This is a genomic window from Paraburkholderia sp. ZP32-5 (genome assembly GCF_021390495.1).
Taxonomy (GTDB): domain Bacteria; phylum Pseudomonadota; class Gammaproteobacteria; order Burkholderiales; family Burkholderiaceae; genus Paraburkholderia.
In genome coordinates, this window is the sequence record NZ_JAJEJP010000001.1 from 308793 (window position 1) to 323007 (window position 14215).

Sequence of the window (14215 nt, forward strand, 5' to 3'; positions counted from 1 at the left end):
TCAGTACCCGCGCTCCACCTGCACGATGCCGCTCACTGGCTCGCCGCGCATCAACGCGCCGATCTTGCTCGCGACCTGCGCGACGCTTTCGTCGCGCAATGTCAGTGCCGAAGTGTGTGGCGTAATCGTAATACGCGGTGTCTGCCAGAACGGATGATCGGCGGGTAGCGGCTCTTCGCGGAACACGTCGAGCGTCGCGGCGGCAAGCTGGCCGCTGGCGAGCGCGTCGAGCAGGTCCGCTTCGACCAGATGAGCGCCGCGCGCGACGTTGATCAGATACGCGCCCTTCGCGAGCTTCGCGAACGTGCGCGCGCTCAGCACGCCTTCGGTATCGGGCGTATGCGGCAGCAGATTCACCAGCACCTTCGCGCCGTCGACGAATGCATCGAACTGCGCTTCGCCCGCGAACGTCGTCACGCCGTCGATGTGTTTCGCGCCGCGGCTATAACCGCGCACCGGCAAGCCGAACGACGCGAGCGTTTGCGCGACCTGAGTGCCGAGCACGCCGAGCCCGAGCACACCAACGGTGAAGCTCGCGCGCGGATGCGGCTCGATCATTTTCCAGCGACGCTCGCGCTGCTGGGCTTCGTATTCGTCGAAACGGCGCAGATAGCGCAGCACCGCATGCGTCGCGTACTCGGCCATCTGCACGCCCATGCCGGTGTCTTCGAGACGGATCAGCGGTACGTTCGGCGGCAACGTGCCTGGCTGTTCGCGTTCGAGCGCGAGGATCGCATCGACACCCGCGCCGAGGTTGAAGATCGCGCGCAACGTGTCGCGGCCGGCCAGCATGTCGCGCGGCGGACGCCAGACGATTGCGAAATCGGCGGGAGCGTGATCGCCCGGCAGCCATTCACGCAGATCGGCATCGGGCAGCGCGCGTGCAAGATCGTGCAGCCACACGTCGGCTTCGTTGAGCGGCGAGTAGAAGAGGATTTTCATACGGTCATTCTACTTTTTCGCCGCCAATCGCGGGAATTTGCGCACGGACGTGCGATTCGACATAGGCGCGGCGTGCCCGTTTCGAACCCTGTCCGAGCCATAACCAAAGCACAAAAACTTGGTTCGTCCGCGTGATATTCAACAGCACAATGACTGTCCGGATTTCCGCAGCGAGGCACGCACATGCTTTCATGCACCCGATCGACATGGCCGCCACGGCTCGTCACCGTGCCCGGTTTGCACGGCAGCGAAGGCGCGCATTGGCAAACCTGGCTGGAGCGGCAGTTCGCGCGCTCGCTGCGCGTCGAGCAAGCCAACTGGGATGCCCCCGATCTCGCGTTGTGGGCGCAGTCGCTGCGCGAGTTGCTGGCGCGCGAACGCGGTCCTTTCGTGCTGGCCGCGCATAGCTTCGGCTGCCTCGCGACAGCGCATGCGCTGCAGCAGGCACCGTTCGCGCACGACGTGATCGGCGTGCTATTCGTTGCGCCCGCGAGCCCGCGCAAATTCGAATTCGCGGGACCGTTCGACGCGAGGCGTGTCGGCGTGCCGTCGATTCTGATCGGCAGCGAAACCGATCCGTGGATGCCGCTCGCCGATGCGCGCGATCTCGCGCGGCGTTTCGGCAGCGCGTTCGTCAATCTCGGCGACGCGGGGCATATCAACACGGCGGCCGGTTTCGGTCCGTGGCCGCGCGCGAAGTATTTCATCGATACGCTCGTGCATTGCGCGGCGCCGCTGCGCTTTCGCGACGAAGCGGTGGAGGCGGGGCGGCATGCGCTGGTGTGAGCAGCTGGTTAGCCTCTTATGTGAGTAATTCGCCGCGCTCTGGCCGCGCGGCGTGGCAAGACAACGCGCGGCTCGCGCGGTAAGCGATCCGTTAGAATCCCGCATCGCGCCGCGCGCTGGCGGCCACTGGTTTTTATCATCGACAGGCGGGGAAAAATGAAGGGCAACACGGGGACATCTCGCCGGCTCGCAGCCGGCATCACGGCGTTGATGCTCATGATCACGCTTACGTTCGCGTTCGGCGGCATACCGGCTGCGCACGCGGATACGTCGCTGCTGAACGTGTCGTATGACGTGACGCGCGAACTCTACAAGGACATCAACGCGGGTTTCATCGCCGCCTATAAGCAGAAGAGCGGCGAGACGGTAGCGGTGCGACAGTCGCACGGCGCGTCAAGCGCGCAGGCGCTGTCGGTGCTGCAAGGTCTGCAGGCCGACGTCGTGACGATGAACCAGCCGAACGATATCGATCTGCTCGCGGAAAAGGGGCACCTGGTGCCCGCGAACTGGCGCACGCGTCTGCCGGACGATAGCGCGCCGTACACGACGACGATGGTCTTTCTCGTGCGCAAGGGCAATCCGAAGCACATCAAGGATTGGGACGATCTCGCGAAGCCCGGCATCCAGGCGGTGATCGCGAATCCGAAGACGTCGGGCAACGGCCGCTACACGTATCTCGCCGCGTGGGGCTATCGCAAGCAGCACGGCGGCACCGATGCGCAGGCGCTCGATTTCGTGAAAGCGATCTTCCGCAACGTGCCGGTGCTCGATACCGGCGGACGCGGCGCGACGACCACGTTCACGCAGCGCGGTATCGGCGATGTGCTGGTCACGTTCGAAAACGAAGTGTCGCTGATCGACACGGGCGTCGGCGCGGGCAGCTACGAAGCGGTGTATCCGTCGGTGAGCCTGCTTGCAGCGCCGCCGGTATCGATCGTCGATAAGGTCGTCGACAAGCGCGGCACGCGCAAGGAGGCGCAGGCGTACGTCGACTATCTGTGGTCTCCGGCCGGGCAGGAAATCATCGCGCAGCACCATCTGCGTCCGCGCGATAAAAACGTGCTCGCGAAGCACGCCGCCGAGTTCAAGCCGATCAAAACCTTCACGGTCGAAGAGATGTTCGGCGGCTGGCAGAAAGCGCAGGACACGCATTTCTCCGATGGCGGCACGTTCGATCAGATCATCGTCGACCGGAAGTAAATGTCGAACTGAGTGGTGCAAGAAAAAGGCTGCCTCGCGGTATCGCGAGGCAGCCTTTTTTCATGCGCGTGTGTGAATTGCCCTGCTAAGCATTGCCCTGCTAGAGCGTCCGCTCAGTTCGCAGCCGTATGACTATGCCCGCAGCCGGCGTCGCAACCGCTTTGTTCGACCGGCATCTGCTGCGCGGCTTCCGCGCGAATGCCCAGACGCGCGAGCAGTTTGCGGTCTGCTTCCGCCTGCGGATTGCTGGTCGTCAGCAACTGGTCGCCGTAGAAAATCGAATTCGCGCCGGCGAGGAAGCACATCGCCTGCAACGCTTCGTCCATCTGCTCGCGACCGGCCGACAGACGCACCATCGCGCGCGGCATCGTGATGCGCGCAATCGCGATCGTGCGCACGAATTCGAACGGATCGATCGCTTCGGTGCCGGTCAGCGGCGTGCCTTGCACCTGCACCAGATTGTTGATCGGCACCGACTCCGGATACGGGTCCATGTTCGCGAGTTGCGCGAGCAGCCCCGCGCGCTCGCGGCGCGATTCGCCGAGGCCGACGATGCCGCCGCAGCACACGTTGATACCGGCGTCGCGCACGCGCTCCAGCGTGTCGAGCCGGTCCTGGTACGTGCGCGTCGAAATGATCTGACCGTAGAACTCGGGCGACGTATCGAGGTTGTGGTTGTAGTAGTCGAGGCCCGCGTCGCGCAGCGCCTGGGCCTGGTGCGTTTCGAGCATGCCGAGCGTCACGCAGGTTTCGAGGCCCATCGCCTTGACGCCGCGGATCATGTCCTTGATCGGTTCGAGATGGCGATCCTTCGGATTACGCCATGCGGCGCCCATGCAGAAGCGCGTCGCGCCGTTGTCTTTCGCGACCTTGGCGGCGGCGAGCACGTCGTTGACGGCCATCAGCTTGTCGGCTTCGAGACCGGTGTCGTGATGCACCGATTGCGGACAGTACGCGCAATCCTCTTCGCAGCCGCCGGTCTTGATCGACAGCAGCGTCGACAGTTGCACCGCATTGGCATCGAAGTTCTCGCGATGCGTTTGCTGCGCGCGAAACAGCAGATCGTTAAACGGCAGTTCGTACAGCGCGACGATGTCGGCGACGCGCCAGCGCGCGAGCGGCTTCGCATCAACGGCTACTGCGTTGTTCGGAGTGTTGCTGAGCGCGTCTGGGGTGATATTCAGTTGCGTCATGTGATCGATCCTCGTGTAGCGATGCAAAGGGGTTCAGCTCTGCGCCGCGTGCGCCGCGCGCAGCGTTTGCAGAAGCCGTTGAATGTCGAGCTGTTCGGCCGCCAGATCCGGTGAGATCGGACTCAGATGCGGCACGACGCCAAGTAGCGGTGCGTCGTAGGCACGCGCGAGATGCGCGCGAATCGACGCGATGTTTTCGTCGGGGAACGTCATGTCCGGATCGATGCGATTCGCGACCCAGCCCGCGAGCGTCAGGCCGCGCGCGGCGATCGCCTCGGCGGTCAGCAGCGCGTGGCTGATGCAGCCGAGCCGCATGCCGACCACCAGCACGACCGGCAGATTCAGCGCAACCGCGAGATCGGCGGTGTCCTCGGTCGCGGTCAACGGCACGCGAAAGCCGCCGACGCCTTCGACCACCACCACGTCCGCGCGCTGCACGGCTTGCCGGTGGCATGCGACGATATGTTCGACATCGAATGTCACGTTCTCCAGCGCGGCGGCGATATGCGGCGCGGCCGGCTCCTTCAGCAGATACGGCGTGCGCATCTCCGGCGGCAGCAGCACGCTCGATGCCGCATCGAGCTGGTCCGCGTCTTCGTTGTGCAGCACGCCATCGAGTTCGAACGCGCCCGCCGCGATGGGCTTCATCGCGGCCGCTTGCAGTCCTTCGCGGACGAAGCCGCGCAACAGCGCCGACGACACGAAGGTCTTGCCGATTTCGGTATCGGTGCCGGTGACGAACAACGACAGCGCGCTGCCTTGGTGATTCAGGTTGCTCATGCGGCGCGCGCCTCGAGTTGTCGAAGGCCGGCTTCGAGCCGGTCGAGATCCGCGTGCGAATGCGCGGCGGACAGCGAGATGCGCAGCCGCGACGTGCCGGCCGGCACGGTCGGCGGACGGATCGCGGGCACCCACAGGCCCGCGCGATCGAGCGACGCGGCGATGTCGAGCGTCGCATCATTGGCGCCGATGATCAGCGGCTGCACGGCGGTATGCGAATCGACCGGCAGCCATCGCGTGGCTTTCAGCATCGCGCGCGTGCGTTCGATCAACTGCTGAAGGTGCGCGCGGCGCGCGTCACCTTCTTCCGAGCCGATAATGCGCAGGCTCGCCGACACCGCATGCGCGGCCGCCGGCACCGATGCTGTGGTGAAGATATACGGCCGCGCGCGCTGCACCAGCCATTCGATCACGGTGGCATGCGCAACGACGAACGCGCCCGACACACCGGCGGCCTTGCCGAGCGTGCCGATCGAAATCAGATGCGGCGAGCGCAGTGCGGCCTGCGCGATCGCGCCGCGGCCTTGCGGGCCTAGCACGCCGAAGCCGTGTGCATCGTCGACAATCAGCCATGCGCCGTGCCGTTCCGCGAGTTCGAGCAGACGCGGCAGCGGCGCGATATCGCCGTCCATGCTGAACACCGTATCGGAGACGATCACCTTCACGTCCGCGTCCGACGCTTCGAGCATCGCGCTCAACGCGTCCATGTCGCAGTGCGGATAGATCTGCACGTCGGCGCGCGACAGCCGCGCGCCGTCGATCAGCGACGCGTGATTCAGCGCATCGGAGAACAGTGTCGTGCCGCGGCCCGCGAGCGCGGTCAGCGTCGCGAGATTGGCCATATAGCCGGTGCTGAAGTAGAGCGCGCGCGCATCGTCGACGAAGCCGCCGGCGAAGGCCGCGAGATCGTCTTCGAGCTGCGCATGCGCGCGCGAATGGCCGCCGAGCAGATGCGAGCCGCCGCTGCCCGCGCCATACCGACGCGCGCCTTCGGCGATCGCGTCGATCAGCTGCGGATGCGCGGCGAGACCGAGATAGTCGTTACTGGCGAAGCCGATGATCGGCCGGCCATCGACGGTCATGTGCGCGGCGCACGGCGTGTCGGTAGTGCGGCGGCGGCGGCGCAGGCCGCGCGCGTCGATGTCTTTGAGGCCTTCGGCCAGCGTGTCGAGCAGATGCATCAGCGGGTCTCCGCGAGTGTTGCGTCGAAGGTGTCGCGCGTGCGCGCGGCGAGCAGCGCGAGTTCTTCGTCGTCGAGGATATACGGCGGCATCAGGTACACGGTGGTGCCGATCGGGCGCAGCAGCAGTTCGCGTTGCAACGCGTTTTCGAAGAAGCGCCGCGAAAAAGTCTTCGCAAGCTGAGGATCGTCGATCGCCGCGTCGAACGCGAAGATCGTGCCGCGCTGACGCAGATTGCGCACCTGCGCATGGTCGCCGAGCGGCGCGAGCGCGGCCTTCAGCGTTTCAGCTTTGCGTGCGTTCGCGGCGAGCACGTCATCGCTTTCGAACAGATCGAGCGTGGCGAGCGCCGCGCGGCATGCGAGCGGATTGCCGGTGTACGAATGCGAATGCAGGAAGCCGCGCGCGGTGTCGTCGTGATAGAAGGCTTCGAAAATTTCGTCGCGCGACAACACGATCGACAGCGGCAGATAGCCGCCGCTAATGCCTTTCGACAGACATAAAAAGTCCGGCCACACGCCGGCCTGCTCGCACGCGAAGAAGGTGCCGGTGCGCCCGCAGCCGACCGCGATTTCGTCGGCGATCAGATGCACGCCGTACTGGTCGCACAGCGCGCGCAGGCCGGCGACATACGACGCGTCGTGCATCGCCATGCCGGCCGCGCATTGCACCAGCGGCTCGACGATCAGCGCGGCGATGTGGTTCGCGCGTGCGTCGAATAGCGTGCGCACGTTATCGAGCGCGCGGCGCGCGACGTCGGCGGCAGATTCGCCCGCTTGCGCGAGCCGCGCATCGGGCGACGCGACTACATGCGCGTGGCGAATCAGCGGATCGTACGCATCCTTGAATAGCGCGACGTCCGTCACGCCGAGCGCGCCGATGGTCTCGCCGTGGTAGCTGTTGGCCACGCAGACGAATTCCTGCTTGTCGGCGAAGCCCCGGTTGCGCCAGCTATGGAAGCTCATCTTCAGCGCGATCTCGACCGCCGACGCGCCATCCGACGCAAAGAACGTGTGGCCGAGCATATTGCCGGTCAACGCATGCAGACGTTCGGCGAGTTCGACCGCGGGCTCATGCGTACAGCCTGCCAGCATCGCGTGTTCGAGCGTATCGAGCTGGTCTTTCAGCGCCGCGTTGATGCGCGGGTTCGCGTGGCCGAACAGATTGACCCACCACGAGCTGATCGCATCCAGATAGCGATGGCCGGCGCGGTCGTAGAGCCACGCGCCCTGACCGCGCGCGACGGGCACGAGCGGCAGACGTTCGTGATGCTTCATCTGCGTACACGGATGCCACACCGCGCGCAGGCTGCGGGCGACCCAATCTTCAGGGCTGGCCTGTGGGGCGACTGACGGTGCGATCGAGGGGACTGCCGGGTTTTCCAAAGGGGTACTCCAGGGTGCTTTGCTTGCTGCTCACCGCCACTCGCCTGCGCTCACGCAAGAGAGCCGTTTCGAGCCCTGTTTGAAGGGCATTTTTCGCTACGCCATGTCTTTCCATGGGAGACGGCGCGCGAGTTTGATGAGTGCGCGGGGTCGAGATTAGCGGTTTATTGAGCCGCGCGCACCTGCGGAAAAATAGGCGCTTTTCCTTGCTGGTCCGAGGTTCGGCGCTGTTCGACACAGCTAGAACGAGTTCGGGATCGAAGCTCGCTGATCGATGCAGATGACGACGTCAAAGTAATGGGCTATTACTGGCGAGAATCTGCCGCGGGCGGAGTTTTTTCCGGCGTCAAAACAAAAAGGCCTGCTGAAACAGCAGGCCTTCATGGATCAGAACCGGTTCTATCCCGCTTCTATCCGCCCGTCACTCGCGGCTCGCCAGAGCATGCCGGCCATCGGCATCGGCTGCCGGCGCGGCGCTATCCGCATTCGCCGTCTGCGAACCCTGGTTGCCCCACACGACCGAGTTGTCGACCGCATAGAGCCGGCACGGATCGGAACTCTGCTTCTGGCAGTTGGCGATCGCGACCGACATCGGATCGTCGCCGCCCTCGGCCCACGACCATGCGCCCGAATCCGACACTGCGAACGCGCGGCTCGGATACTGATGCAGGAAGTTGCGATAGCCGTTGCGGCCCGCTTCGTCGACGTAGGGCACCGCATCGACCGCATCGAGCGACGCGAAGCCGGTCGGCTTCGGCGCGGCCGGATCGGCGACGTGATACTGCACGGCCGTCGGCATGCCGGCGCGCGCGAGGAACGACTCGACGGCCGGCCACCATACGTGCACGCCATCGCGGTCGCCGACGAGCCGATGCGCGTCGTTCTTGTAGCTGCCGAAATCGATCATCTTCGCGCCCGCGCCGTGCGCGCCATACGCGGCGTACATGTTGGCGACGAGCTGCGGGTTCCAGACCGAATCGTTATCGCCGTACAGCCACAGCGACGGCACCTTGGTCTTTTCGCCATACGCGCCGAATGCACGCGTCAGATTGCCTTGCCAGTCTTCGCACGCGTCCTGACGCAGGCCGCCCGAGAAGTTGATCAGCGCGCGCACGCCCGGCGCGGCTTCGGTGCCGTAGGCGATCGTCGCGAGACCGCCATGCGACGTGCCGGCCACCGCGATGTGCGTGGCGTCGACATACGGTTGCTTCGACATGTAATTGATCGTCGCGGCGACGTCGCCGGCCTGGCCCAGGCCATTCGCTTCGACGTCGCAGCCGTCCTGCTCATACACGCCGTCCGAGTGGCCGAAGCCCTGGCGGTTCGGCGCGACCACCACGTAGCCGCGGCGCACGAATTCACGCGCGAACGGCAGCGGGTCGCTGCGTTCCTGGACGTGCGGATCGCCCGGAATCTTGCCGTGGTTGAACACGATCATCGGGAACGGGCCGGGGCCGTCCGGTTTGTAGATCGTCGTTTCGAGCGTGATCGTGCCGTCGGCGTCGACCGGCACGCGGATGATCTGTTCGTTCAGGTGCGCGGTAGGCAGATATACATCGTCGCCGAGCGAGAGGCGCGGCACGCGTGCGCGCGACAGCGGTCCTGCCTGGGTGTCGTTGAGCGGCGCGGAGCCGAAGGCGGCAGTACGCGTGACGGAAGGCGCAGCGGCGAGCGGATCGGCGTGCGCGATCGCAACGGCGCAAGTGGCCGCGGCGCAGATCGCCGCACACTTCGTCAGTACCTTGCTCAACCCCATTGACGCACCCGCCTTAGAGACCTGTCCCGAACTCCGTGCGATCTGTCTGTCGAAATTCGCAGCTCACAATCTGCTTACGCTCGCGTTTTCGACACACAAACTCACTCGCATGCGTAGTGCGCGAAGCGCACTACGCCAATCGAGATCGCACGGGATGAACCCAACGGCCGACGCGACCCCACGCGCCGATGATGAGCGTCACCTGATGCGTTCTTGAACCGCCGCAGCTCGCCCCGATGGAGTGGCCGGCACGGTTTCCTGTCGCATCGTGCGAAGCGGGTAAGGCTCGCTGTCGCAACGTGACGTCATGGAACAACGGGGTCATCCTGGCACGCCAATTTTGTTTTGGGCAATCAAGGAGAACCCGTGTCGCAAAAATTGCCGCGTCACGTGGGAGGGCTCGAAAGCCTTGCCTGGCGGGGCTTTGCGGCGCATGGCCGAGGCTCACGGAAAAATCGGATTGCGGTGCTGTCGCGCGATGCCGACAAAGAAAAGGCCCTCGATGAGGGCCTCGTTTGAAGCGGTGGGAAGCGTGTTGTCAGATCGTGAAAGACAGTGGAAAGCCCGTTTTCATATTGCACTGTCATCTGGCCGACGAGTGGCGATGGACGACTACTCGCTCACATCGCCATCCACATAACGCCAGCGTCCGTCTTCGCCTCGCGCGAAGCGGCTCAGTTCGTGCAGCCGATGCGCGCGTCCGCCGACCTTGTAGCGGGCGACAAATTCGACGGTCGCGTGATCGGCGTCGCTTTGTGCGAACGCCTTGATCTGCAAGCCAAGCCAACGCGGCGCGTCGGGCGCGGCGGGGTCCGCGTCGAGATCGGCGGGGCAGGTGCGTGGGTCCCACGTGGCGCGCAGATAGTCGGTGGCGCCGAGCACGTACGCGCTATAGCGTGAGCGCATCAGTTCGAGCGCGCGTGGCGCCGCTTCGCCGCCGTCGATATAGCGGCCACAGCACTGCGCGAAGCGCGGCGCCTTTGCAGCGGCACCGCCGCGCGCTTCGGGCGTGGCACCGCCGCACGGACAGTCGGCGGGTCGTTGCTGCGACAACAAAGGCTTGGTCATTGGAATTTCAGTTGAGCGCGCGAGCGATCAGGATCTTCTGGATATCGCTCGTGCCTTCGTAGATCTGGCACACACGCACGTCGCGGTAAATCCGTTCGACCGGAAAGTCGCTCAGATAACCGTAGCCGCCGTGAATCTGCAACGCCGCCGAACAGATGCGCTCGGCCGCTTCGGACGCGAATAGTTTCGCCATCGCCGCTTCGGTCAGGCACGGCTGGCCCGCATCCTTCAACGCCGCCGCATGCCAGATCAGTTGACGCGCGGCTTCGAGCTGCGTTGCCATGTCGGCGAGACGGAACTGTACCGCCTGGTGCGAAAAGAGCGGCGCGCCGAAGCTCTCGCGTTCCTTCGCATACGCGAGCGCGGCTTCGAACGCGGCGCGCGCCATGCCGACGCTCTGCGCGGCGATACCGATGCGTCCGCCTTCGAGCCCCGACAGCGCGATCCGGTAGCCTTCGCCTTCGGCGCCGATCAGGTTCGCGGCCGGCACGCGGCAGTCCTCGAACAGGATCTGCGCGGTATCCGACGAATGCTGGCCGAGTTTCTCTTCGACGCGCGCGACCACGTAACCGGGTGTCGTGGTCGGCACGATGAACGCGCTGATGCCGCGTTTGCCGGCGGCTTTGTCGGTGACGGCCATCACGATCGCGACGTCGCCGTTCTTGCCGCTCGTGATGAACTGTTTGACGCCGTTCAGCACGTACGAGTCGCCGTCGCGTGTCGCGGTGGTGCGCAGCGCCGACGCATCGGAGCCCGCCTGCGGTTCGGTCAGGCAGAACGCGCCGAGCATCTCGCCGCGCGCGAGCGGCGTGAGCCAGTCGCGTTTCTGCGCGTCGTTGCCGTAGCTGAGCAGGATGCTGCACACCGGGCAGTTGTTGACCGAGATCGCGGTCGACGTGCCGCCGTCGCCGGCCGCGATTTCTTCGAGGATCAATGCGAGCGCGAGCGCATCCATGCCGGCGCCGCCATACGTGTCGGGCACCAGCACGCCATACGCGCCGAGTTCGGCGAGCTGACGATGCACGTCGCGCGGAAAGGTGCGCTCGCGGTCCCAGGCGGCCGCATACGGCGTGATTGCCTCGCGTACGAAGGTGCGCAGCGCGTCGCGCACCATCAGGTGGTCCTGATCAAGCACCATGAGCGTGTCTCCTCATCAATGCAAAAAATGGCTTACCAGCCGAGTTCCGTGCCGTCGTATTGAAAGAAGCGGCCATGAAATGCGTCGCGTGATGCCGCCGCTTGTGCGAGCAGTTCGCGCATGCCGGTGACGCTGCGCGCCGGATCGATGGCCGCCTGCGTACCGCCCATGTCGGTGCGTACCCAACCCGGATGCAGCGACACGCAGGTCGCGCGCTCCGTATCGAGCGATACGAGCTTCAGCACGTCGTTCAGCGCGGCCTTGCTCGCACGATACAGCCAGCCGGTCGTGCCGTTCGCCTCGGAGATGCTGCCCATGCGGCTCGAAATCACCGCGAGCACGCCGTTTGCGTCCTCGACCAGCGGCAGCACGATCGGCAGCAACTGCATCGGGCCGCGCACGTTCGTGTGCATCACGTGATCGAAGTCCTCGGCGGTGACCATGTCGAGACCCGTGGTGCGCGGGCCGTACACGCCCGATACCAGGATTGCCGCATCGAGCCGTTCGCCGTCGAGCTTCCAGCCGAGCGCGGCAATCTCTTCGGGCGCGGTCACGTCGAGTGCGAAGGTCTGCGCGCCGAGTTCGGCGAGCGCGTCGAGCGCGGCGCCGTCGCGCGCGGTAGCGAGCACGCGCCAGCCGCTCTTCATGTATTGCCGCACGAATTCCTGGCCGATGCCGCGCGACGCACCGACGATCAACACTGTTTTCATCGCCTGCCTTCCTTGCTCGATTCGTTGCTCGACTCGTTGCCCGACTCGTTGCCCGACTCGTTGCTGAGTGTCAGACCAGTTCGACACCCATCGCCGTTGCTTCACCGCCGCCGATGCACAGCGTCGCGACGCCGCGTTTGAGCCCGCGGTTTTTCAGCGCGCCGATCAGCGTGACGAGAATCCGCGCGCCCGATGCGCCGATCGGATGGCCGAGCGCGCATGCGCCGCCATTCACGTTGACCTTGTCGTGCGGCAAGCCATGCTCTTTCATCGCGGCCATCGTGACGACCGCAAACGCTTCGTTGATCTCGTACAGATCGACGTCGCCGGCACGCCAGCCGTTCTTGTCGAACAGCTTGCGGATCGCGCCGACCGGCGCGGTGGTGAACTTCGCCGGCTCCTGCGCGAAGGTCGAGTGACCGACCACGCGCGCGAGCGGCGTCACGCCGAGACGCTTCGCGGTCGACTCGCGCATCATCACGAGCGCGGCGGCGCCGTCCGAAATCGACGACGAATTCGCCGCCGTCACCGTGCCGGTTTTGCTGAACGCGGGCTTGAGCGTCGGAATCTTGTCGAGGTTGGCCTTGAACGGCTGCTCGTCGTGCGTGATCGTCACGTCGCCCTTGCGGCCCGCTACTTTCACCGGCGCGATTTCCCAGTCGAACGAGCCATCTTCGTTCGCGCGCTTTGCGCGGTTTAGCGATTCGACCGCGAACGCATCCTGCGCGTCGCGCGTGAAGTCGAACGACGCCGCGCATTCCTCGGCGAACGCGCCCATCAGACGGCCCTTTTCATACGCGTCTTCGAGGCCGTCGTAGAACATATGATCGATCACCTGGCCGTGACCCATGCGCATGCCGCCGCGCGCTTTCGGCAGCAGATACGGTGCGTTCGTCATGCTTTCCATGCCGCCCGCGACGACCACGTCGAGCGAGCCGGCCAGCAGCATGTCGTGCGCGAACATCGCCGCGCGCATGCCGGAGCCGCACATCTTGTTGACCGTCGTACAGCCGGTGGCAAGCGGCAGACCCGCGCCGAGCGCGGCCTGGCGCGCGGGCGCCTGGCCGAGGCCGGCGGGCAGCACGCAGCCCATCACCGCCTCGTCGATCTGCTCGGGCTTCAGGCCCGCGCGTTGCACGGCGGCTTCGATTGCGATCGCGCCGAGTTGCGGCGCGGTCAGCGACGCGAAGTCGCCCTGAAAGGCCGCCATCGGCGTGCGCGCGACGCTGACGATAACAACCGGATCTGCCTGGGTTCCACTGCGGTTTGCATCACTCATTTCCGAACTCCTTGATCACACCTTCGACAACCGCCTTCACGCCGTCCAAACGGGCGGCGTCGGCGGCGACCATATCGTTGTCCGCATTGCGCGCGCGGTTGGCCGACACGCCGGCCACGCACGCCTTGTACGTCGGTTCGAGCGCGGCCGCGCTGTCCACCCGCATGCCGAGATCGCGCATCCGGCCGTCGTGCACGCCGTAGACCCAGCCGTGCACGGTCAGCTGCTGACCGCGCGCCCAAGCATCTTCGACGATCGTCGTGCCGCACACGTTGGCGACCTGCTCGATCGTGTTCAATTCGACGAGACGATGATGACGCGCCTCGCCGATCGGCCACTCGTCGAGCAGCGCCGCGTGCTTCGCGCGGACGTCCTGCACGTGCGCGAGCCAGTTGTCGGCGAGACCGACGCGGCGGCCGAGCAGCGCGGCGCCGACGCCCGAGCAGCCGTAGTGGCCGACCACCATGATGTGCTTGACCTTCAGCAGATCGACCGCGAATTGAATCACCGACAGACAGTTCAGATCGGTATGCACGACCACGTTCGCGATGTTCCGGTGCACGAACACTTCGCCCGGCGGCAGGCCGATGATCTGATTGGCCGGCACGCGCGAATCGGAACAGCCGATCCACAGATACTCGGGCGTCTGCTGATGCGCGAGACGCGAGAAGTATTCGGGGTCTTCGGCGAGCATGCGCCGCACCCACGCATCGTTGTTGTCGAACAGATGCGCGAGCGGATGATCGGCGGGGATAGGCTTCGTGTTCATGATGCCTCCGAAGAAGGGGCCCGGCCTT

General features: G+C 65.4%; 14 protein-coding genes. 3 read left to right on the top strand and 11 right to left on the bottom strand.

What is annotated here, in order from left to right:
• Positions 1-942: a 2-hydroxyacid dehydrogenase gene (locus L0U82_RS01300; RefSeq protein ID WP_233827965.1), complete on the bottom strand. Its 942-nt coding sequence runs from the start codon at positions 940-942 to the stop codon at positions 1-3.
• 183 nt (positions 943-1125) lie between these two features.
• On the opposite strand from L0U82_RS01300, the gene L0U82_RS01305 reads away from it, so the two are divergent.
• The gene (locus L0U82_RS01305) at positions 1126-1728 is read left to right on the top strand and encodes an RBBP9/YdeN family alpha/beta hydrolase (RefSeq protein ID WP_233827966.1); all 603 of its coding nucleotides are present in this window, start codon (positions 1126-1128) and stop codon (positions 1726-1728) included.
• Between the two features lie 156 nt (positions 1729-1884).
• Positions 1885-2928 (top strand): sulfate ABC transporter substrate-binding protein, encoded by a 1044-nt coding sequence (locus tag L0U82_RS01310; protein ID WP_233827967.1) that lies wholly within the window; start codon positions 1885-1887, stop codon positions 2926-2928.
• 113 nt (positions 2929-3041) lie between these two features.
• Here the strand turns inward: L0U82_RS01310 and bioB are convergent, their stop codons facing one another.
• From bioB to L0U82_RS01335, 5 genes are all read right to left on the bottom strand, one after another.
• On the bottom strand, positions 3042-4121 hold the full coding sequence (bioB, locus tag L0U82_RS01315) for a biotin synthase BioB (RefSeq protein ID WP_233827968.1): 1080 nt from the start codon (positions 4119-4121) through the stop codon (positions 3042-3044).
• A gap of 33 nt (positions 4122-4154) precedes the next feature.
• Positions 4155-4901: a dethiobiotin synthase gene (bioD, locus tag L0U82_RS01320; protein WP_233827969.1), complete on the bottom strand. Its 747-nt coding sequence runs from the start codon at positions 4899-4901 to the stop codon at positions 4155-4157.
• Complete coding sequence (gene bioF / locus L0U82_RS01325; RefSeq protein WP_233827970.1) at positions 4898-6082, bottom strand: 8-amino-7-oxononanoate synthase; 1185 nt, start codon at positions 6080-6082, stop codon at positions 4898-4900. Before bioF ends, bioD begins: the two co-directional genes overlap by 4 nt.
• Complete coding sequence (bioA, locus tag L0U82_RS01330) at positions 6082-7359, bottom strand: adenosylmethionine--8-amino-7-oxononanoate transaminase (RefSeq protein ID WP_233827971.1); 1278 nt, start codon at positions 7357-7359, stop codon at positions 6082-6084. The genes bioF and bioA overlap by 1 nt, the downstream gene beginning before the upstream one ends.
• 529 nt (positions 7360-7888) lie before the next feature.
• On the bottom strand, positions 7889-9223 hold the full coding sequence (locus tag L0U82_RS01335) for a dienelactone hydrolase family protein (RefSeq protein WP_233827972.1): 1335 nt from the start codon (positions 9221-9223) through the stop codon (positions 7889-7891).
• Between the two features lie 366 nt (positions 9224-9589).
• On the opposite strand from L0U82_RS01335, the gene L0U82_RS01340 reads away from it, so the two are divergent.
• Complete coding sequence (locus tag L0U82_RS01340; protein WP_233827973.1) at positions 9590-9742, top strand: hypothetical protein; 153 nt, start codon at positions 9590-9592, stop codon at positions 9740-9742.
• A gap of 93 nt (positions 9743-9835) precedes the next feature.
• On the opposite strand, the gene L0U82_RS01345 is transcribed toward L0U82_RS01340, so the two are convergent.
• The 5 genes from L0U82_RS01345 to can form a co-directional block, all read right to left on the bottom strand.
• Complete coding sequence (locus L0U82_RS01345) at positions 9836-10291, bottom strand: YchJ family protein (protein ID WP_233827974.1); 456 nt, start codon at positions 10289-10291, stop codon at positions 9836-9838.
• A 7-nt stretch (positions 10292-10298) separates the two neighbouring features.
• Positions 10299-11429: an acyl-CoA dehydrogenase family protein gene (locus L0U82_RS01350; RefSeq protein WP_233827975.1), complete on the bottom strand. Its 1131-nt coding sequence runs from the start codon at positions 11427-11429 to the stop codon at positions 10299-10301.
• A gap of 32 nt (positions 11430-11461) precedes the next feature.
• Entirely contained in the window at positions 11462-12139 is a 678-nt protein-coding gene (locus L0U82_RS01355; RefSeq protein WP_233827976.1) for an SDR family oxidoreductase, read from the bottom strand.
• Between the two features lie 70 nt (positions 12140-12209).
• On the bottom strand, positions 12210-13418 hold the full coding sequence (locus L0U82_RS01360) for an acetyl-CoA C-acetyltransferase (protein WP_233827978.1): 1209 nt from the start codon (positions 13416-13418) through the stop codon (positions 12210-12212).
• Positions 13411-14187: a carbonate dehydratase gene (can, locus tag L0U82_RS01365; RefSeq protein WP_233827980.1), complete on the bottom strand. Its 777-nt coding sequence runs from the start codon at positions 14185-14187 to the stop codon at positions 13411-13413. Before can ends, L0U82_RS01360 begins: the two co-directional genes overlap by 8 nt.
• Between the last annotated feature and the right edge of the window lie 28 nt (positions 14188-14215).